Source organism: Stutzerimonas nosocomialis, assembly GCF_005876855.1.
In the GTDB taxonomy this organism is placed as follows: domain Bacteria; phylum Pseudomonadota; class Gammaproteobacteria; order Pseudomonadales; family Pseudomonadaceae; genus Stutzerimonas; species Stutzerimonas nosocomialis.
Genome location: NZ_QLAE01000029.1, coordinates 43,484 through 62,634, shown reverse-complemented (window position 1 = coordinate 62,634; position 19,151 = coordinate 43,484). Strand labels below are relative to the sequence as shown.

Genomic DNA, 19,151 nt, shown 5'->3' with positions numbered 1-19,151 from the left:
TCCCCCACCGCCGCCTGACGAGAGACCTGTCCATGTTGTTATCCCTCGAACCGCGTGGCCAGCAGTCGCGCGCCATGCTCTGGCTGTCACCGTTGCTGGCGGCGGTGCTGACCCTGCTGAGCGGCGCGCTGTTGTTCGCGGTGCTCGGCCACCCGCCCTTGGCCACCCTCAAGGTGCTGTTGATCGACCCGGTCAGCGACCTCTACGGCGTCTCCGAACTGCTGGTCAAGGCGCTGCCGATCCTGCTCTGCGCCCTGGGCCTGGCGGTGGTCTACAACGCGCGCATCTGGAACATCGGCGCCGAAGGCCAGCTGCTGATCGGCGCCCTGGCCGGCAGCGCGCTGGCGGTGAACATCATCGACTGGGACTCGCGCTGGGCGCTGGTGCTGACCCTGATCGCCGGCACCCTCGGCGGCGCGGCCTGGGCGGGTCTGTGCGCCTGGCTGAAAACCGCCTTCAACGCCAACGAGATCCTGACCAGCATCATGCTCAACTACATCGCGTTGAACCTGCTGCTGTTCTTCGTCCACGGCCCGCTGAAGGACCCGGAAGGCTACAACTTCCCCGAGTCGGCGATGTTCGGCGATGCCACCCGCCTGCCCCAGATTGTCGAGGACCTGCGGGTACACGGCGGTCTCTATTTCGCCCTGCTGGCCCTGGTGGTGGTGTGGGTGTTGCTGCAACGCAGCTTCCTGGGCTTCCAGGTCAAGGTGCTGGGGCTGGACCGGCGCGCGGCGGGTTTCGTCGGTTTTCGCGACAAGAAGCTGGTCTGGATCGCGCTGCTGATCAGCGGTGCGCTGGCGGGCCTGGCTGGCGTCGCCGAAGTCACCGGACCGATCGGCCAGCTGGTGCCGCAGGTCTCGCCTGGCTATGGCTACGCGGCAATCACGGTGGCCTTTCTCGGGCGCCTCAACCCCATCGGCATCGTCTTCGCCAGCCTGCTGATGGCGCTGCTCTACCTGGGCGGCGAGAACGCGCAGATGGCGGCGAACCTGCCGCAATCGATCACCCAGCTGTTCCAGGGCATGGTGCTGTTCTTCCTGCTGGCCTGCGACGTGCTGATCCTGTACCGGCCGCGCTTCGCACGGAGCCGGAAGCCGAAAGCCGGAAGCCTGAAACCAACGGTGCAGCCATGAACGCCGCGACTCGCTCCGCCCATGCCGTTGCCGCTTTTACTTTCAGCTTCCAGCTTCTGGCTTCCAGCTAAGGAACACCCATGGACATCGATCTGCTGACCAACATTTTCTACGCGATGATCCGCACCGGCACGCCGCTGCTGCTGGTCGCCCTCGGCGAGCTCGTCTGCGAAAAGAGCGGCGTACTTAACCTCGGACAGGAAGGCATGATGCTGTTCGGCGCGGTGATCGGCTTCATGGTCGCCTACGCCAGCGGCAACCTCTGGCTGGGGGTCGTCTTCGCCTGCCTGGCGGGCGTGCTGCTGTCGTTGCTGTTCGCTCTGGTGGCGCTGGGTTTCAACGCCAACCAGGTGGCGACGGGCCTGGCACTGACGATCTTCGGCGTCGGACTCTCCTCCTTCGTCGGCGCGTCCTGGGTCGGCAAGCCGCTGAGCGGTTTCGAACCCATCGCCCTGCCGCTGTTGAGCGAGATCCCGCTGATCGGCCGCATGCTATTCGCCCAGGACCTGCTGGTGTACCTCTCGTTCGCCCTCTTCGCCCTGGTCGCCTGGGTGCTGCTCAAGAGCCGTATCGGCCTGATCATCCAGGCCGTGGGCGAGAACCCCAACGCCGCCAGCGCCATGGGCCTGCCGGTGCTGCGCGTGCGCACCCTGGCGGTGATGTTCGGCGGCGCCATGGCGGGGCTCGCCGGCGGCTACCTGTCGCTGGCCTATACACCGATGTGGGCGGAAAACATGACCGCCGGACGCGGCTGGATCGCCCTGGCGCTGGTGGTGTTCGCCAGCTGGCGGGTCAGCCGCGTCCTGCTCGGCGCCTACCTGTTCGGCCTGGCGAGCATCCTGCACCTGGTCGCCCAGGGCCTCGGCCTGGCGATCCCCGGCAACCTGCTGGCAATGCTGCCGTACGTGGCGACCATCGTCGTGCTGGTGCTGCTCTCGCGCGACGCCGTACGCACCCGCCTGTACGCCCCGGCGTCCCTCGGCCAGCCCTGGCAGCCAGGGCATTGAAGCAAGGGCCAGCCAGGGCGCGCTGGGGTCGCTCCTCGTGGGAGAGCGGGCGGGGACGCCTGCTCTTGACCTCCAATGGAAACGATCACTGATCGGCGGAGCGCTTGGCTCTAGGAGCTCGCGGTCGAAACCGCTCCCACAAAAGACCCGCACTACCCGTGGGAGCGCCACGGTCAGATACCCCGACAGGCCTCCCAACGAGGCCCCCTGGATCAGCAGACAGGGCATAACTGAGCTGGCTCACTCCGAACCCACTTTTCAGGAGAAGCCGGCCATGCCTGCGGACCGTCTCTGGATCAAGAATCCCCTCGCGCTGTTCACCGCCACCGAAGACAAAGCCCCGGGCGGGCTGGTGATCGAGGATGGGGTCATCGTCGAGCTGCTCGACAAGGGCCAGCACCCGGCGCGCCCAGTCGATTCGACCTTCGATGCCAGGGCCCACGTGGTCCTGCCCGGGCTGATCAACACCCACCACCACTTCTATCAGACCCTGACCCGTGCCTGGGCGCCGGTGGTCAACCAGCCGCTGTTCCCCTGGCTCAAGACGCTCTATCCGGTATGGGCGCGGCTGACCCCCGAGAAGCTCGCGCTGGCCAGCAAGGTGGCCCTGGCCGAGCTGCTGCTGTCGGGCTGCACCACCGCGGCCGACCATCACTACCTGTTCCCCGAAGGTCTGGAGGAGGCCATCGACGTGCAGGTCCAGACGGTGCGCGAGCTGGGCATGCGCGCGATGCTGAGCCGTGGGTCGATGAGCCTCGGCGAAGCGGACGGCGGCCTGCCGCCCCAGCAGACGGTGCAGCAGGCCGAGGTGATTCTCGACGACAGCGAACGGCTGATCGCCCGATATCACGAGCGTGGCGCCGGCGCGCAGATCCAGATCGCGCTGGCGCCCTGCTCGCCCTTTTCGGTCACCCCGCACATCATGCGCGCCAGCGCCGCGCTGGCCGAGCAGCACGACGTGCGCCTGCACACCCACCTGGCCGAGACGCTGGACGAGGAAGCCTTCTGCCTCGAACGCTTCGGTCTGCGCACCGTCGACTACCTCGACAGCGTCGGCTGGCTCGGGCCACGCACCTGGCTGGCCCACGGCATCCACTTCAACGAAGAAGAGATCGCCCGCCTCGGCGCGGCCGGCACCGGCATCTGCCATTGCCCCAGTTCGAACATGCGCCTGGCGTCGGGCATCTGCCCGACCCTGGAACTGGAGGCCGCTGGCGCGGCGATCGGCCTGGGCGTGGACGGCTCGGCCTCCAACGACGCCTCCAACATGATCCTCGAGGCGCGCCAGGCGCTGTACCTGCAACGCCTGCGCTACGGCGCCGAGCGGATCACCCCGGCGCTGGCGCTCGGCTGGTCCACCCGCGGCTCGGCCCGGTTGCTCGGACGGGACGACATCGGCCAGCTCGCCGTCGGCAAGCAGGCCGATCTCGCGCTGTTCACCCTCGACGCCCTGCGCTTCTCGGGCAGCCATGATCCGCTCTCGGCGCTTTTGCTGTGCGGGGCCGATCGAGCCGACCGGGTGATGATCGGCGGGCGATGGCGGGTCGTCGATGGCGAGATCGAAGGGCTGGATGTACGCGGCCTGATTGCCGATCACCGCCAGGCTGCCGCGCAGCTGATCGCCGGGTGACCTCGCCTCGCGCATCCCTCGCCGTTGCGCCGTACAATCTGCACCCTTTTGCAGCACGCACCGGCGAAACCGCACCAGCGGGAATCGCCGGCAGCCTGTTCGGTGACCGGGTAGCGCGGCCACCGGATTAACTGTCCAGTTGGTCAGTTTTTTGCAACGAAGCGATGCCACCCAGGCCCTATAGACAGAGAGACCAACAGGAGCGTCATCTGCCATGCAGACCAAAAACCGAAAAAACCTGCTGCGCACCCTAGCTGCAGCCATCGGCTTCAGCGTCACCCTAGGCGCTTCGGCAGCCGACCCGCTGAAGGTGGGTTTCGTCTATATCGGGCCGATCGGCGACCACGGCTGGACCTACCAGCACGAGCAGGGCCGCAAGTACATGGTCGAGAAGCTCGGTGACAAGGTCGAGACCAGCTTCGTGGAGAACGTTCCCGAAGGTGCCGACGCCGAACGCGTGATCCGCAACATGGCCAAGGGCGGCTACGACCTGATCTTCACCACCTCGTTCGGCTACATGAACCCCACGCTCAAGGTGGCCAAGCAGTTTCCCAAGGTGACCTTCGAGCACGCCACCGGCTACAAGCAGGACAAGAACGTCGGCACCTACCTGTCGCGTTCCTATGAGGGTCGCTACGTCGGCGGCTTCCTCGCCGCGAAGATGACCAAGACCAAGAAGGTCGGCTACGTCGCCTCCTTCCCGATCCCGGAAGTGATCCGCGACATCAACGCCATCCAGCTGGCCCTGGACAAGTACAACCCCGGCACCGAAATCCGCGTGGTCTGGGTCAACACCTGGTTCGATCCGGGCAAGGAAGCCGATGCCGCCAACGCGCTGATCGACCAGGGCGTGGACGTGATCTTCCAGCACACCGACAGCCCGGCCCCGATCCAGGCGGCCGAGCGCCGCGGCGTCTATTCGGTGGGTTACGCCTCGGACATGGCCCACTTCGGACCCAAGGCCGTACTGACCTCCATCGTCAACGACTGGGGCCCGCACTACGCCAAATCCGCCGAAGCCGTGATGGCCGGGACCTGGAAGTCCGACGATTTCTGGGGCGGCCTGGCCGAGGACACCATCAGCCTGCCGATCAGCGACCTGGTACCGGCCGAGGTGAAGACCGAAGCCGAAGCCCTGATCGCCAGCATCCGCAGCGGCGAGTTCCACCCCTTCACCGGCCCGATCATGGACCAGGCCGGTACCGTGCGCATCCCCGAGGGCCAGAGCGCGACCACCAAGGAACTGGCCTCGATGAACTATTACGTTCAGGGCATCAAGGCCGACATTCCAAAATAAGACCGCAGGAGCGTGCCTTGCGTGCACGGCGCCCCTCTCCCGTCGGGGACAGGGGCTTTTCCTGAACGGCCGCAATGGCGATAGCCAGCGGCCAGCGCTTCAGAGACCAGCACCATGAATCAGTTGCCCATCATCGACATCGCTCCGCTCTACCGTGCCGACCCGGGCGGACACCTGGATGTCGCCCGCCAGATCGACCATGCCTGCCGGGAGTGGGGTTTCTTCTACATCACCGGTCACCCCATCAGCGCCGAGCGCCTCGCGACGCTGACCGATTACGCGCGCCGCTTCTTCGCCCAGAGCGCGGATGAGAAGCTGCGCATCGACATCACCAGAAGCCGCCACCACCGCGGTTACGGTGCCATCGCCACCGAGCAGCTCGACCCGAGCCGCCCGAGCGATCTCAAGGAAACCTTCGACATGGGTTTCCACATGCCCGCCGACCACCCCGACGTGCTCGCCGGCAAACCGCTGCGCGGTCCCAACCGCCATCCCGACATGGACGGCTGGCAGGCGCTGATGGAAAGCCACTACCGGGACATGCAGGATCTGGCCTGCACCCTGCTGCGCGCCATCGCCCTGGCGCTGGGCATCGAGCGGGACTTCTTCGACAAGCGCTTCGTCGAGCCCATCAGCGTGTTCCGCATGATCCATTACCCGCCACGCAACACCGCCAGCAGCGACGACCAGCAAGGCGCAGGCGCGCACACCGACTACGGCTGCGTCACCCTGCTGCACCAGGACCAGGCCGGCGGGCTGCAGGTGCAGAACGTGCGTGGCGAGTGGATCGACGCACCGCCCATCGAAGGCACCTATGTGGTGAACATCGGCGACATGATGGCGCGCTGGTCCAACGACCGTTACAAGTCGACGCCGCACCGGGTGGTCAGCCCGCTGGGCGTGGATCGCTACTCGATGCCGTTCTTCGCCGAGCCGCACCCGGATACCGAGATCAGTTGCCTGCCGGGCTGCCACGACGCGCAGAACCCGCCGCGCTACGCCAGCACCACCTGCAGCGCCTACATGCTCTCGCGCTTCGCCGAAACCTACGCCTATCGGCGCACCGAACAACCGCTGGCGCTCTGAGCCAGACTCTCTGTTGACCCTGTTGCGCGGCCCGGCGAGATCGCCCTGGCCGCCGACGCCAAGGCACGGACGCCAACCTGACTTTTAAGTCAGAATTTATTGACCCCAAAGTCAGCCAGCACTAGATTCGCCGCAAGCGAGCCAGAAGAGCAGCACCGAGGAGGCCTTGTGATCCAGTTTCTACTCAACCGAACACTGCGCAGCGAGCAGGCGCTGGACCCCAACACCACGGTGCTGACCTACCTTCGCCAACGGCTGGGCAAGACCGGCACCAAGGAAGGCTGCGCCTCGGGGGACTGCGGCGCCTGCACCGTGGTGGTGGCCGAACCGACCGGTCCGGAGGGCGCCGAGCGCCTGCGCTACCGCACCCTCAACGCCTGCCTGACCTTCGTCCCGGCGCTGCACGGCAAGCAGCTGATCACCGTTGAGGATCTCAAGCACCAGGGGCGGTTGCATGCCGTCCAGCAGGCGATGGTCGACTGCCATGGCTCGCAGTGCGGCTTCTGCACCCCCGGCTTCGTGATGAGCCTGTTCGCGCTGCAGAAGGCCCAGCGCAACGGTTACGACAAGGCCGCCACCCACGAGGCGCTGGCCGGCAACCTGTGCCGCTGCACCGGTTACCGGCCGATCCTCTGCGCCGCCGAGCAGGCGTGCGGCCAGGCGCAGCCGGACCCGTTCGATGCCCGCGAAGCGGAAACCCTCGCCCAGCTCAAGGCCATCGCTCCACGCGAGACGGCGACCCTGGAAACCGGCGGCAACCGCTGCCTGTCGCCACTGACGGTCGCCGACCTCGCCGAGCTCTACAGCGCCAACCCCGAGGCCCGCCTGCTCGCCGGCGGCACCGATCTCGCCCTGGAAGTGACCCAGCTGCACCGCACCCTGCCGGTGATGATCCACCTCGGCCACATCGCCGAGATGAAGACCGTCGAGGTCGGCGCCGAGCAGATCGAGATCGGCGCCGCCGCCCCGCTGACCGACTGCTACGAAGCACTGGCCCACGACTACCCCGATTTCGGCGAACTGCTGCAGCGCTTCGCCTCGCTGCAGATCCGCAACCAGGGCACGCTGGGCGGCAACATCGGCAATGCCTCGCCGATCGGCGACTCGCCGCCCCTGCTGATCGCCCTGGGCGCGCAACTGGTGCTGCGCCAGGGCAGCGCTCGCCGCACGCTGGCCCTGGAGGACTACTTCATCGACTACCGGGTGACCGCACGCCAGAGCGGCGAATTCATCGAGAAGATCATCGTGCCGCGCCCACGACCCGGCCAGACGCTGCGCGCCTACAAGGTCTCCAAGCGCCTGGACGACGACATCTCCGCGGTCTGCGCGGCCTTCGCGCTGACGCTCGAAAACGGCCGGGTCAGCCAGGCCCGGATCGCCTTCGGCGGCATGGCGGCTATCCCCAAGCGCGCCCTGGCGTGCGAACAGGCCCTGTGGGGAATGCCATTCGACATCGACTCGATCGAGCGCGCCTGCACGGCCCTGGCCGATGACTTCACGCCGCTCAGCGACTTCCGCGCCAGCCGCGAATACCGCCTGCTGGTGGCCCAGAACCTGCTGCGCAAATGCTTCCACGAAGCGCAGCCGCACAGCTACGAGACCCGGGTGACCGCCTATGCATAGCCCTACCAGAAGCCAGGAAGAGATCGCCGAGCTGTTCAGGCAGGATCTGGTCACCGGCGTCGGCAAGAGCGTGCGCCACGACAGCGCGCCCAAGCACGTCAGCGGCGAGGCCATCTACGTCGACGACCGCCTCGAATTTCCCAACCAGCTGCACGTCTACGCCCGCATGAGCGAGCGCGCCCACGCGCGCATCACCCGCATCGACGTCTCGCCCTGCTATGCCTTCGAGGGCGTGGCCATCGCCATCACCAGCCAGGACGTGCCCGGCCAGCTGGACATCGGCCCGCTGGTGGGTGGCGACCCGCTGCTGGCCGACGGCAAGGTCGAGTTCGTCGGCCAGCCGGTGATCGCCGTGGCGGCCGACAGCCTGGACACCGCGCGCAAGGCGGCGATGGCCGCGATCATCGAGTACGAGGACTTGGAGCCGGTGCTCGACGTGGTGGAAGCGCTGCGCAAGAAGCACTTCGTCCTCGACAGCCACACCCACGCGCGCGGCGACTCCAGCGCCGCGCTGGCGACCGCGCCGCGCCGGCTGCAGGGCAGCCTGCACATCGGCGGACAGGAACACTTCTACCTCGAAACCCAGATTTCCTCGGTAATGCCCACCGAAGACGGCGGCATGATCGTCTACACCTCGACGCAGAACCCCACCGAGGTGCAGAAGCTGGTGGCCGAAGTGCTCGGCGTGCCGATGAACAGGATCGTCATCGACATGCGCCGCATGGGGGGCGGCTTCGGCGGCAAGGAAACCCAGGCCGCCGGCCCGGCGTGCCTGTGCGCGGTGGTCGCGCACCTGACCGGGCGACCGACAAAGATGCGCCTGCCACGCAACGAAGACATGCAGATGACCGGCAAGCGCCACCCATTCCATGTCGAATACGACGTCGGCTTCGACGACAGCGGGCGCCTGCATGGCGTGCAGATCGACCTGGCCGGCAACTGCGGCTATTCGGCCGACCTCTCGGGCTCGATCGTCGACCGCGCCATGTTCCACGCCGACAACGCCTACTACCTGGGCGATGCCACCATCCACGGCCATCGCTGCAAGACCAACACGGCCTCGAACACCGCCTACCGCGGCTTCGGCGGCCCGCAAGGGATGGTCGCCATCGAAGAGATCATGGACGCCATCGCCCGCGAGCTGGGCAAGGACCCGCTCGAGGTGCGCAAGGCCAACTACTACGGCAAGACCGAGCGCAACGTCACCCATTACTACCAGACCGTCGAGCACAACATGCTCGAGGAAATGACCGCCGAGCTCGAAGCCAGCGCCGAATATGCGCGCCGCCGCGAGGAGATTCGGGCCTTCAACGCCGCCAGCCCGATCCTGAAGAAGGGCCTGGCGCTCACGCCGGTGAAATTCGGCATCAGCTTCACCGCGAGCTTCCTCAACCAGGCCGGTGCGCTGATCCACGTCTACACCGACGGCAGCATCCACCTGAACCACGGCGGCACCGAGATGGGCCAGGGGCTGAACATCAAGGTCGCGCAGGTGGTGGCGGAAGTGTTCCAGGTCGAGGTCGAGCGCATCCAGATCACCGCGACCAACACCGACAAGGTGCCCAACACCTCGCCGACCGCCGCATCGAGCGGCGCGGACCTCAACGGCAAGGCCGCGCAGAACGCGGCGCAGACCATCAGGCAGCGGCTGATCGAGTTCGCCGCGCGCCACTGGCAGCTGTACGAGGAAGACATCGAATTCAGCAACGGGCAGGTGCGCCTGCGCGACCAGTACATCGGCTTCGAACAGCTGATCCAGCAAGCCTACGTCGGGCAGGTCTCGCTTTCGGCCACCGGCTTCTATCGCACGCCCAAGATCCACTACGACCGCAGCCTGGCCCGTGGCCGGCCGTTCTATTACTACGCGTACGGCGCGGCCTGCTCGGAGGTGGTCATCGACACCCTGACGGGCGAGTACCGGCTGCTGCGCAGTGACATCCTGCACGATGTCGGCGCCTCGCTGAACCCGGCCATCGACATCGGCCAGGTCGAGGGCGGTTTCGTCCAGGGGCTGGGCTGGCTGACCATGGAAGAGCTGGTGTGGAACGACAAGGGCCGGCTGATGACGGCGGGCCCGGCCAGCTACAAGATTCCCGCCGTGGCCGACATGCCGCTGGACCTGCGGGTGAAGCTGGTGGAAAACCGCAAGAATCCGGAAGACACCGTGTTCCATTCCAAGGCCGTGGGCGAACCGCCGTTCATGCTGGGCATTTCGGTGTGGTGCGCCATCAAGGACGCCGTCGCCAGCCTCGCCGACTACCGGGTGCAACCGAAAATCGACGCGCCGGCGACGCCGGAACGGGTGCTCTGGGGCGTCGAGCAGATGCGCAGGTTGAAGCAGGCGGCGAGTCAGTCCGCAGCACCGGAAACGACCCCGGCCTAGGGTGGACAACGCTCTGCTTGTCCGCCACCGGCGCGACAGGATCGCTTTGGTGGAAGACGCTTCGCGGTTTCCCCTAAGAGATTACAGGTGGAAACGCTTCGCGGTTTCCACCCTACGGACGGGTCTTGAACGCGAATATGACACCGCAAACGCATGCCTCGGGGCATCGGAGAACAGAGATGAACAGCTGGATCGACGCCCTCGCCGAGCTGCAGCACAAGGGCGAACCCTGTGTGCTGGTGACCATCATCGAAGAGCGCGGCTCCACGCCGCGCAATGCGGGCTCGAAGATGGTGGTCAGCCGCGAGCGGCTGTACGACACCATCGGCGGCGGTCATCTCGAATACAAGGCGCAGCAGATCGCGCATGAAATGCTGGAACAGCGCACGCGCGAAACCCGCCTGGAGCGTTTCTCCCTGGGCGCCAGCCTCGGCCAGTGCTGCGGGGGCGCCACCGTGCTGCTGTTCGAACCCATGGGCCAGCCGCAGGCGCACATCGCCGTGTTCGGCGCCGGCCACGTCGGCCGCGCCCTGGTGCCGCTGCTCGCCGCGCTGCCGTGCCGGGTGCGCTGGATCGACTCGCGGGCAGCCGAATTCCCGGCGCAGGTCCCACAGGGGGTCGAGTGCCGGGTCGACGACGAGGTGGTCGACGAAGTGGCGAACCTGCCCGCCGGCAGCTACTTCATCGTCATGACCCACGATCACCGGCTGGACCTGGAACTGACCGAGGCGATCCTCGCCCGCAACGACTTCACCTATTTCGGCCTGATCGGCTCGAAGAGCAAACGCGCCAAGTTCGAGCACCGCCTGCGCGATCGCGGCGTACGACCCGAGGCGCTGGCGCGCATGCGCTGTCCGATGGGCATCGCCGAGGTCAAGGGCAAGCTGCCGGTCGAGATCGCGGTGTCCATCGCCGGAGAAATCATCGCCACCTACAACGCCCGCTTCGGCGAAAAGTCCCAGGACGGCGAACGACCCCTGCCGATGCTCATACCGGCCTCGCGCCGAAGCTGAAACCATACGAACCCGTGGGCGCGGTCTCGACCGCGAATACCACGCACCGCGCCCAATCGCGGTCAAGACCGCTCCCCACAAACACCACTACGACCATTGCCTGACGAGAACGCCATGCCCCGCACCAAAGCCTTTCGCGCCGCCCTTCTGCACTGCCTCGCCGATCCGCGGGAGGTGGGTGTCGAGGCGTCCTACGAGTACTTCGAGGACGGCCTGCTGCTGGTGGAAGACGGCAAGGTCGCGCGGCTCGGGGCGGCGGAGGATCTGCTCTCCAGCCTGCCGGCCGGCACGGCGCTCGTCGAATACCCCGACGCGCTGATCACCCCGGGCTTCATCGACACCCATATCCACTATCCGCAGGTCGGGGTGATGGGCTCCTACGGCACCCAGCTGCTGGACTGGCTGGAAACCTACACCTTTCCCAACGAAGGCCGCTTCGCCGACCCTGAACATGCGCGCGAGCAGGCCAAGCTGTTTCTCGAGGAGCTGCTGCGCAACGGCACCACCACCGCGCTGGTGTTCGGCACGGTGCACAAGCAGTCGGTGGATGCCTTCTTCGAAGCGGCCGAGAAGCTCGACCTGCGGATGATCGCCGGCAAGGTGCTGATGGACCGCAACGCGCCGGATTACCTCACCGACACCCCGGAAACAGGCTATGCCGACAGCCGCGAGCTGATCGAGCGCTGGCATGGCAAGGGTCGCCTGCACTATGCCGTCACCCCGCGCTTCGCGCCGACCAGCACCCCGGAACAGCTGGCGCTGGCCGGCAGGCTGCTGGGCGAATTCCCCGACCTGTACCTGCACACCCACATCTCCGAGAACAGGCAGGAGGTCGAATGGGTCAGGTCACTGTTCCCCGAGCGCCGCGGCTATCTGGACGTCTACGACCATCACGGCCTGGTGGGCGCCCGTTCGGTGTTCGCCCACGGGCTGCACCTGTGCGACGACGAATGCCGGCGCCTGGGCGAGGCCGGTTCGGCGGTCGCCTTCTGCCCCACCTCCAACCTGTTCCTCGGCAGCGGCCTGCTCGACCTGGCGAGGCTCGAAGCCCATGGCGTAAGGGTCGGCCTGGGTACCGACGTGGGCGGGGGCACCAGCTTTTCCCAGCTGACCACCCTCAGCGAGGCCTACAAGGTGCTGCAGTTGCAGGGCCAGAAGCTCGACCCGTTCAAGGCGCTGTACCTGGCCACCCTGGGCGGCGCACGGGCGCTCTACCTGGATCAGCACATCGGCAACCTGCAACCGGGCAAGGACGCCGACTTCGTGGTGCTCGACTACCAGGCCACGCCGCTGATCGCCCACCGTCTCGCCCAGGCGACCAGCCTGCCGGAAAGGCTCTTCGCGCTGATGATGCTCGGCGACGACCGTGCGGTACGTGAAACCTTCGCCGCCGGCGTGTCGGTCCACCGCCGCTAGGGCGGTCAGCGCGGCTTGCGGCCTTGCATCACGTGGGAGAAGACCTGCTGCAGGTCGCCGCTGCCGCCGTCATCGTCCAGCTCGAGCTTGCTGTCGATATGGTCCATGTGACTCATCATCAGCGCCACGGCCCGCTCGGCATCGCGCGAGGCGATGGCGTCGATCAGCCGGCTGTGCTCGTCGTAGGAGCAGTGCGAACGGCTCGGTCCCTCGTACTGGGCGATGATCAGCGAGGTCTGCGACACCAAGCTGCGCTGGAAGCTGAGCAGTGGTGCGTTGCACGCCGCCTCGGCGAGCTTGAGGTGGAACTCGCCGGACAGGCGGATGCCGGCCCCGCGATCGCCACGCGCGAAGCACTCGTGTTCCTCGCTGACCATGCGCCGCAAGCCGTCGAGCTGCTCGGCGGTGGCATGCGTCGCCGCCAGTTCAGTGATCGCCCGCTCCACCAGGCGGCGCGCGTGAAGAATCTGCCGGGCCTCCTCGACACTGGGGCTGGCCACCACGGCACCGCGATTGGGCCGCAGCAGTACCACGCCCTCGTGGGCCAGGCGCGACAGGGCGCGGCGGATGATCGTCCGGCTGACGCCGAAGATGCCGCCCAGGGTCTCTTCGCTCAAGCGCGTGCCGGGGGCCAGGCGCTGTTCGAGAATCGCATCGAAGATGTGCGCATAGACCCGGTCGTCCTGGGTTTCCGTACGGCTACGGGCACCGCGCGCGCGGGCGGGAGGTTGCAACGGTTCGCTCATCGGGCTTCATGTCTCATGGGCCGGACCTGTCTGGCCGGCCGGTTGCAATGATTGTATACAGCCGCATAATCGCCGTGCTCGCTCGATCTTCACGGCGCCGACTCCCCACCACCCTACGGACCTCCCCATGACCCTTGAAACCTGGCTGCTGTTCGCCAGCGCAGCGCTGGTGGTGATTCTCATCCCGGGGCCGCTGTCCCTGCTGATGATCAGCAACAGCCTGAACTACGGCCTGCGCCGTTCCTGGCCCGCCTATCTGGGCGGCGTCACCGCCTCGATCTCGCTGCTCTGCGCCTCGGCCCTGGGGCTGGGGGCGTTGCTGCTGGCCTCGGAGCGTCTGTTCGGCGTGCTCAAGATCGTCGGCGCGCTCTACCTGTTCTACCTGGCCTGGCAGAGCTGGCGTGAGTCGCGCCAGGCGCAGCAGGCTCCCACGCTGACTACCGCATTACCGGCACCTCGGGTGGGCGCGCTGTTCTGGCGGGCGTTCGGCCTCGGCGCCAGCAATCCCAAGGACATCCTCTTCTTCGCCGCCTTCCTGCCGCAGTTCCTGTCCGCGCAGCAGCCCTTCCTGCCCCAGCTGCTGATCATGATCCTGACCTGGGCGGTGATCGACGTGCTGGCCAAGCTCAGCTACGGCCTGGGCGCCCGGGGCGCGGCGCGCTATCTGCGCACCGGCCGGGGGCAGGCCTGGTTCAACCGGGTCAGCGCTGCACTCTTCGGGGGCGCCGGCGCGGCCTCGCTCCTGAGCCGCTAGCTGCCGCGGTAGGTGGAATAACTGTAGGGCGACAGCAGCAGCGGCACATGGTAGTGCGGCTGCTCGGCACTGATGCCGAAGCGCAGGACGACCACGTCGAGAAACGGCTGCGCACCCAGCTCGACGCCGCGCTCCCGGTAATAATCCCCAGCAGCGAACTGCAACTGATAGACCCCGGTGCGAAAGGCCTCGCCTTCGAGCAGCGGCGCGTCGCAACGGCCGTCGTCGTTGGTCTCGCGCTGCGCCAGCAACTCCAGCCTGTCGCCCTCCACGCGGTAGAGCTCGACCCTGATCGCCCGGCCCGGGCAGCCGTGCGTCGCATCCAGTACATGTGTGGTCAAACGTCCCATCGCCTCGGGCACCGGCGGCGCCCCCTCCTCGTTCTGATCCTTGGCCGAGCCTAGCACGCCACCGCAAGCCATGGGACAGTTCGCTACGCAAGTTGTACACAAGTTCATGGAGGCTTGGCCCGTTTCCTGCTGCATATTCCGCGCCCTTGACCTGATTCGAGCCTCTGACTCGAACGAACCGCCGGCGCTGTCCGCGCCAGCCAGTGTTTACAAGAGCGTTTTGAGTTTGTATACAATCTTTCACCGCATCGCCGACCAAGGACCCGACCGTGAGCGCCGATTACCCCCGTGACCTCATCGGCTATGCCGACACCCCGCCCCATCCGCACTGGCCGGGCGAGGCCCGTATCGCGCTGTCGTTCGTGCTCAATTACGAGGAAGGCGGCGAGCGCAACGTTCTGCATGGCGACAGCGAATCGGAGGCCTTCCTCTCCGAAATGGTCGCCGCGCAGCCGCTGCAGGGCGTGCGCAACATGAGCATGGAGTCGCTCTACGAATACGGCAGCCGCGCCGGGGTCTGGCGCCTGCTGAAGCTGTTCAGGAAGCACCGGATTCCCCTGACGATCTTTGCCGTGGCGATGGCCGCACAGCGCCATCCGGACGTCATCCGCGCCATGGTCGCCGACGGCCACGAGATCTGCAGCCACGGCTTGCGCTGGATCGACTACCAGTACATGGATGAGGCCCGGGAACGCGAGCACCTGCGCGAAGCCGTACGCATCCTCACCGAGCTGACCGGCGAGCGGCCGCTCGGCTGGTACACCGGCCGCACCAGCCCGAACACCCGCCGCCTGGTGCGTGAAGAGGGCGGTTTTCTCTACGACTCGGACACCTACGACGACGACCTGCCCTACTGGGACCCGCAGAGCAGCGCGCAACGCCCGCACCTGGTGATTCCCTACACGCTGGACACCAACGACATGCGTTTCACCCAGGTGCAAGGCTTCAACAAGGGCGACGATTTCTACGAATACCTCAAGGACGCCTTCGACGTGCTCTACGCCGAAGGTACGCAAGGCGCGCCGAAAATGCTGTCCATCGGCATGCACTGTCGCCTGCTCGGCCGTCCGGCGCGGCTGGCCGCGCTGCAGCGCTTCATCGAGTATGCCAAGGGGCACGAGCAGGTCTGGTTCGCGCGCCGCGTGGATATCGCCCGGCACTGGCATGCCACCCACCCGTTCCAGGAGCGCGGCCAATGAACCGATTCAAGACCCTCACGCCCAGCCAGATGGACCGCGACACCTTCGTCGCCGCCTTCGCCGACATCTACGAACACTCGCCCTGGGTGGCCGAAACCGTCTACGGCGCGGGCGTGGACGACACGCTGGACGATGTCGAGATCATGCATGTGCGCATGTCCCAGGCGATGCTCGCCGCCGGACGCGACGAGCAGCTCGCGCTGATCCAGGCGCACCCGGATCTCGCCGGCAGGGCCGCCGTACGCGGCGAACTCACTGCCGCGTCCACCGCAGAACAGGCCGGTGCCGGCATCCATGAGTGCAGCCCCGAAGAGTTCGCCCGCTTCACCGAACTGAACGAGGCCTACAAGGCCCGCTTCGGCTTCCCCTTCATCATGGCGGTCAAGGGCAGCGATCGTTACCAGATCCTCGAAGCCTTCGAGCAGCGCCTGCACAACACGCCGGAGCAGGAGTTCGCTCGCGCCCTGGCCGAAATCAACAAGATCGCCCTGTTTCGTCTGCAGGCGCTCTGACCTGCACCGGTCCTTCACCCCTTCAAGGCAGATACCGATGAAAACCTACGCCGCACCCTTCGAAAAATACGTCAACCTGGCCGATGCCCGGCTGGGTACCAAGGCCATCCATGTCACCGATGACTGGTTCGCCGCGGTCGACCGCATGCTGCAGCCCACCGCGCCGGTGTGGAAGGAAGGCGTGTTCGACGACAACGGCAAGTGGATGGACGGCTGGGAATCACGGCGCAAGCGCTTCGAAGGCTACGACCATGCGGTCATCCGCCTGGGCGTCCCGGGCTCGATCAAGGGCGTGGACATCGACACCAGTTTCTTCACCGGAAACTACCCGCCGTCCGCCTCGCTCGAAGCCTGCTTCGTCAAGGATGGCGATCCGGACGAGCAGACCCAGTGGACCGAGGTGCTTCCCGCCGTCGAGCTGCAGGGCAACAGCCATCACTACCACGCCATCGACGATGGCCAGCCCTACACCCACCTGCGCTTCAACATCTACCCGGACGGCGGTATCGCGCGGCTGCGCGTGTACGGCATTCCCTACCGCGACTGGTCGGCGGTCGATGCCGGCGAGCCACTGGACCTCGCCTCGGCCCTCAACGGCGGGCGGGCGCTGGCCTGTTCCGACGAGCACTACGGCAGCATCAGCAACCTGCTCACCCCCGGCCGCGGCGTGAACATGGGCGACGGCTGGGAAACCGCACGCCGCCGCACACCGGGCAACGACTGGGTGATCATCGCCCTCGGGCACCCGGGCGAAATCGAGAAGATCGTCGTCGACACCCTGCACTTCAAGGGCAACTACCCGGACAGCTGCTCGATCCAGGCGGCCTATGTGAAGGGCGGCACCGACAGCCAGATCGAAACCCAGAGCCTGTTCTGGCGCGAGCTGCTACCGAGCCAGAAGCTCGAGATGCACCAGGAGCACGCGTTCGCCGAGCAGATCAAACCCCTCGGCCCGATCACCCACGTACGGCTGAACATCTTCCCCGACGGTGGCGTCAGCCGCCTGCGCCTGTTCGGCAGGCTGGCTAAGTAAGGCCTTCGTCCAGCAAGCTGCGGATGGGCACGGCCCCATTCCGCGGCCTGCCCTCCCATCCTGCAACGAGCCCCACCCGCATGCGCACACTTCAGATAGAGCCGTTGACCAAGGACGCCTTCGCCCCTTTCGGCGATGTGATCGAAACCGCCGGCAGCGACTACTTCATGATCAACAACGGCTCGACCCGCCGTTATCACCAACTGGCCAGCGTGCAGACGGCACGGCCCGAGGACCGGGCGATCATCAGCATCTTCCGCGCCCAGGCGCTGCCCATGCCGCTGACGGTGCGCATGCTCGAACGCCACCCGCTGGGCAGCCAGGCGTTCGTGCCGCTGCACGGCAGGCCGTTCCTGGTGGTGGTGGCGCCCGCCGGCGACCTGCCGCAGCCCGACCAGGTACGCGCCTTCCTCGCCGATGGCAGCCAGGGAGTGAACTACCACCTCGGCGTCTGGCACCACCCGATACTGGCGCTGGCGCCGGAAGACGACTTTCTGGTGGTCGATCGCAGCGGCGCGGGCAACAACTGCGACGAGCACTTCTTCGACGACGACCAGCTGATGCGGCTCGACCCGCAACACCAGGGCGCGCACTGAGCGGGTCGCACGAATCACGCGGCGGCGGCCGCAGCAAAGGGTAAGCAACCGTGGAAGCACATCTCACCGAATGGCTGAACCTGACGATCCGCTGGATACACATGATCGTCGGTATCGCCTGGATCGGCGCCTCGTTCTATTTCGTCTGGCTGGAAAACAACCTCAACCGGGCCACCCCCCGGGACGGGCTCTCCGGCGACCTGTGGGCGATCCACGGCGGCGGCATCTATCACCTGGAAAAGTACAAGCTCGCCCCCGAGCGAATGCCGGAAACCCTGCACTGGTTCAAATGGGAAGCCTATTCGACCTGGCTCTCGGGCGTGGCCCTGCTGACCGTCGTCTACTACCTCAACCCGGCGCTCTACCTCGTCGCGCCGGGCAGCGACCTGAGCCCGGCGATGGCCGTGGCAATCGGCTTCGCCTCCCTGATCGCCGGCTGGTTCGTTTACGACCTGCTCTGCGACTCGCCGCTGGGCAAGCGCCCCGGCCTGCTCGGGCTCGTGCTGTTCGGCCTGATCGTCGCGGCCGCCTGGGGCTATTCGCAGCTGTTCAGCGGGCGCGCGGCCTACATTCACGTCGGCGCGCTGATCGGCACCATCATGGTCGGCAACGTGTTTCGCATCATCATGCCGGCCCAGCGTGCGCTGGTGCGCGCCATCGAGGAAAAGCGCGAACCCGATCCGACGCTGCCCGCCAAGGGGCTGCTGCGCTCGCGCCACAACAACTATTTCACCCTGCCGGTGCTGTTCATCATGATCAGCAACCATTTCCCGAGCACCTACGGTAGCCGCTACAACTGGCTGATCCTGGCGGCGATCTCGGTCCTCGCCGTGCTGGTCCGGCACTACTTCAACACCCGCCACAACAGCCAGCGGTTCGCCTGGGCGTTGCCGGTGGCGGCGGTGGGGATGATCAGCCTGGCCTTCGTCAGCGCGCCCAACCGCCAGAGCGCACCCAACCTGCCGACGACCACGCCCGAGCGGCAGAGCATCGAGCACCAAGCGGGCGCCCGTCCCGGCGCGCAAGGTTTTGCCCAGGTGAGCGAGGTCATCCATGAGCGCTGCACCGTCTGCCATTCGGCGAATCCGACCAGCCCGCTGTTCAGCGCCGCACCCGGCGGGGTGATGCTCGATACCCCCGAGCAGATGCGCCAGCAGGCCGCCAAGATCCACGCCCAGTCCGTCGCGAGCCAGATCATGCCGCTCGGCAACATCACCCAGATGACCCAGGAGGAACGCGACCTGCTCGGCGCCTGGATCGACCAGGGCGCGCCCATCGACTGACGGGCGCGTTGGGCGTCGACACACGGGGGCCGCTTGCCGAAGCGTTCCTGGAACGAAAAACGCCGGCCCCAGGGCCGGCGTTTTTTT

At 66.7% G+C, this 19,151-nt stretch carries 17 protein-coding genes; 15 read left to right on the top strand and 2 right to left on the bottom strand.

Annotated elements, in window-relative coordinates:
* Positions 1-32: 32 nt before the first annotated feature.
* The 9 genes from DN824_RS16840 to guaD all read left to right on the top strand — a co-directional run bounded on the left by DN824_RS16840 (position 33) and on the right by guaD (position 12,591).
* Complete coding sequence (locus DN824_RS16840; protein ID WP_138409569.1) at positions 33-1,136, top strand: ABC transporter permease; 1,104 nt, start codon at positions 33-35, stop codon at positions 1,134-1,136.
* Positions 1,137-1,216: 80 nt separating this feature from the next.
* Positions 1,217-2,143: an ABC transporter permease gene (locus tag DN824_RS16835; protein ID WP_138409568.1), complete on the top strand. Its 927-nt coding sequence runs from the start codon at positions 1,217-1,219 to the stop codon at positions 2,141-2,143.
* A 274-nt stretch (positions 2,144-2,417) separates the two neighbouring features.
* On the top strand, positions 2,418-3,773 hold the full coding sequence (locus tag DN824_RS16830) for an 8-oxoguanine deaminase (protein WP_138409567.1): 1,356 nt from the start codon (positions 2,418-2,420) through the stop codon (positions 3,771-3,773).
* Between the two features lie 214 nt (positions 3,774-3,987).
* Positions 3,988-5,070, top strand: coding sequence for a BMP family ABC transporter substrate-binding protein (locus DN824_RS16825; RefSeq protein WP_138409566.1), 1,083 nt, complete (start codon positions 3,988-3,990; stop codon positions 5,068-5,070).
* 114 nt (positions 5,071-5,184) lie between these two features.
* Positions 5,185-6,156 (top strand): 2-oxoglutarate and iron-dependent oxygenase domain-containing protein, encoded by a 972-nt coding sequence (locus DN824_RS16820; protein WP_138409565.1) that lies wholly within the window; start codon positions 5,185-5,187, stop codon positions 6,154-6,156.
* Between the two features lie 168 nt (positions 6,157-6,324).
* Positions 6,325-7,779 carry a xanthine dehydrogenase small subunit gene (gene xdhA, locus DN824_RS16815; RefSeq protein WP_138409564.1) on the top strand — a complete coding sequence of 485 codons (1,455 nt, stop codon included), beginning with the start codon at positions 6,325-6,327 and terminating at the stop codon, positions 7,777-7,779.
* A complete protein-coding gene (gene xdhB, locus DN824_RS16810) occupies positions 7,772-10,162 on the top strand; it encodes a xanthine dehydrogenase molybdopterin binding subunit (protein WP_138409563.1) in 2,391 nt (796 codons plus the stop codon). The genes xdhA and xdhB overlap by 8 nt, the downstream gene beginning before the upstream one ends.
* A 179-nt stretch (positions 10,163-10,341) precedes the next feature.
* Entirely contained in the window at positions 10,342-11,175 is an 834-nt protein-coding gene (gene xdhC / locus DN824_RS16805; protein WP_138409562.1) for a xanthine dehydrogenase accessory protein XdhC, read from the top strand.
* 114 nt (positions 11,176-11,289) lie between these two features.
* The gene (gene guaD, locus DN824_RS16800; RefSeq protein ID WP_138409561.1) at positions 11,290-12,591 is read left to right on the top strand and encodes a guanine deaminase; all 1,302 of its coding nucleotides are present in this window, start codon (positions 11,290-11,292) and stop codon (positions 12,589-12,591) included.
* A gap of 5 nt (positions 12,592-12,596) precedes the next feature.
* Here the strand turns inward: guaD and DN824_RS16795 are convergent, their stop codons facing one another.
* Positions 12,597-13,337, bottom strand: coding sequence for a GntR family transcriptional regulator (locus DN824_RS16795; protein ID WP_138409560.1), 741 nt, complete (start codon positions 13,335-13,337; stop codon positions 12,597-12,599).
* A 127-nt stretch (positions 13,338-13,464) separates the two neighbouring features.
* On the opposite strand from DN824_RS16795, the gene DN824_RS16790 reads away from it, so the two are divergent.
* Positions 13,465-14,091, top strand: a complete 627-nt coding sequence (locus DN824_RS16790) for a LysE family translocator (protein ID WP_138409559.1) — start codon at positions 13,465-13,467, stop codon at positions 14,089-14,091.
* Here DN824_RS16790 and uraH read toward each other — a convergent pair.
* Complete coding sequence (gene uraH / locus DN824_RS16785) at positions 14,088-14,441, bottom strand: hydroxyisourate hydrolase (RefSeq protein ID WP_138409571.1); 354 nt, start codon at positions 14,439-14,441, stop codon at positions 14,088-14,090. The genes DN824_RS16790 and uraH overlap by 4 nt on opposite strands.
* Before the next feature lie 269 nt (positions 14,442-14,710).
* Between uraH and puuE the strand changes: the two genes are divergently transcribed.
* The 5 genes from puuE (at position 14,711) to DN824_RS16760 (ending at position 19,064) form a co-directional block, all read left to right on the top strand.
* Positions 14,711-15,640 carry an allantoinase PuuE gene (gene puuE / locus DN824_RS16780; protein ID WP_138409558.1) on the top strand — a complete coding sequence of 310 codons (930 nt, stop codon included), beginning with the start codon at positions 14,711-14,713 and terminating at the stop codon, positions 15,638-15,640.
* Entirely contained in the window at positions 15,637-16,152 is a 516-nt protein-coding gene (uraD, locus tag DN824_RS16775; RefSeq protein WP_138409557.1) for a 2-oxo-4-hydroxy-4-carboxy-5-ureidoimidazoline decarboxylase, read from the top strand. Before puuE ends, uraD begins: the two co-directional genes overlap by 4 nt.
* A gap of 37 nt (positions 16,153-16,189) precedes the next feature.
* Positions 16,190-17,185, top strand: a complete 996-nt coding sequence (alc, locus tag DN824_RS16770; RefSeq protein ID WP_138409556.1) for an allantoicase — start codon at positions 16,190-16,192, stop codon at positions 17,183-17,185.
* 80 nt (positions 17,186-17,265) lie between these two features.
* Positions 17,266-17,781, top strand: coding sequence for an ureidoglycolate lyase (locus DN824_RS16765; protein WP_138409555.1), 516 nt, complete (start codon positions 17,266-17,268; stop codon positions 17,779-17,781).
* A 50-nt stretch (positions 17,782-17,831) separates the two neighbouring features.
* Positions 17,832-19,064 (top strand): urate hydroxylase PuuD, encoded by a 1,233-nt coding sequence (locus DN824_RS16760; protein WP_138409554.1) that lies wholly within the window; start codon positions 17,832-17,834, stop codon positions 19,062-19,064.
* The last annotated feature ends 87 nt before the right edge of the window (positions 19,065-19,151 follow it).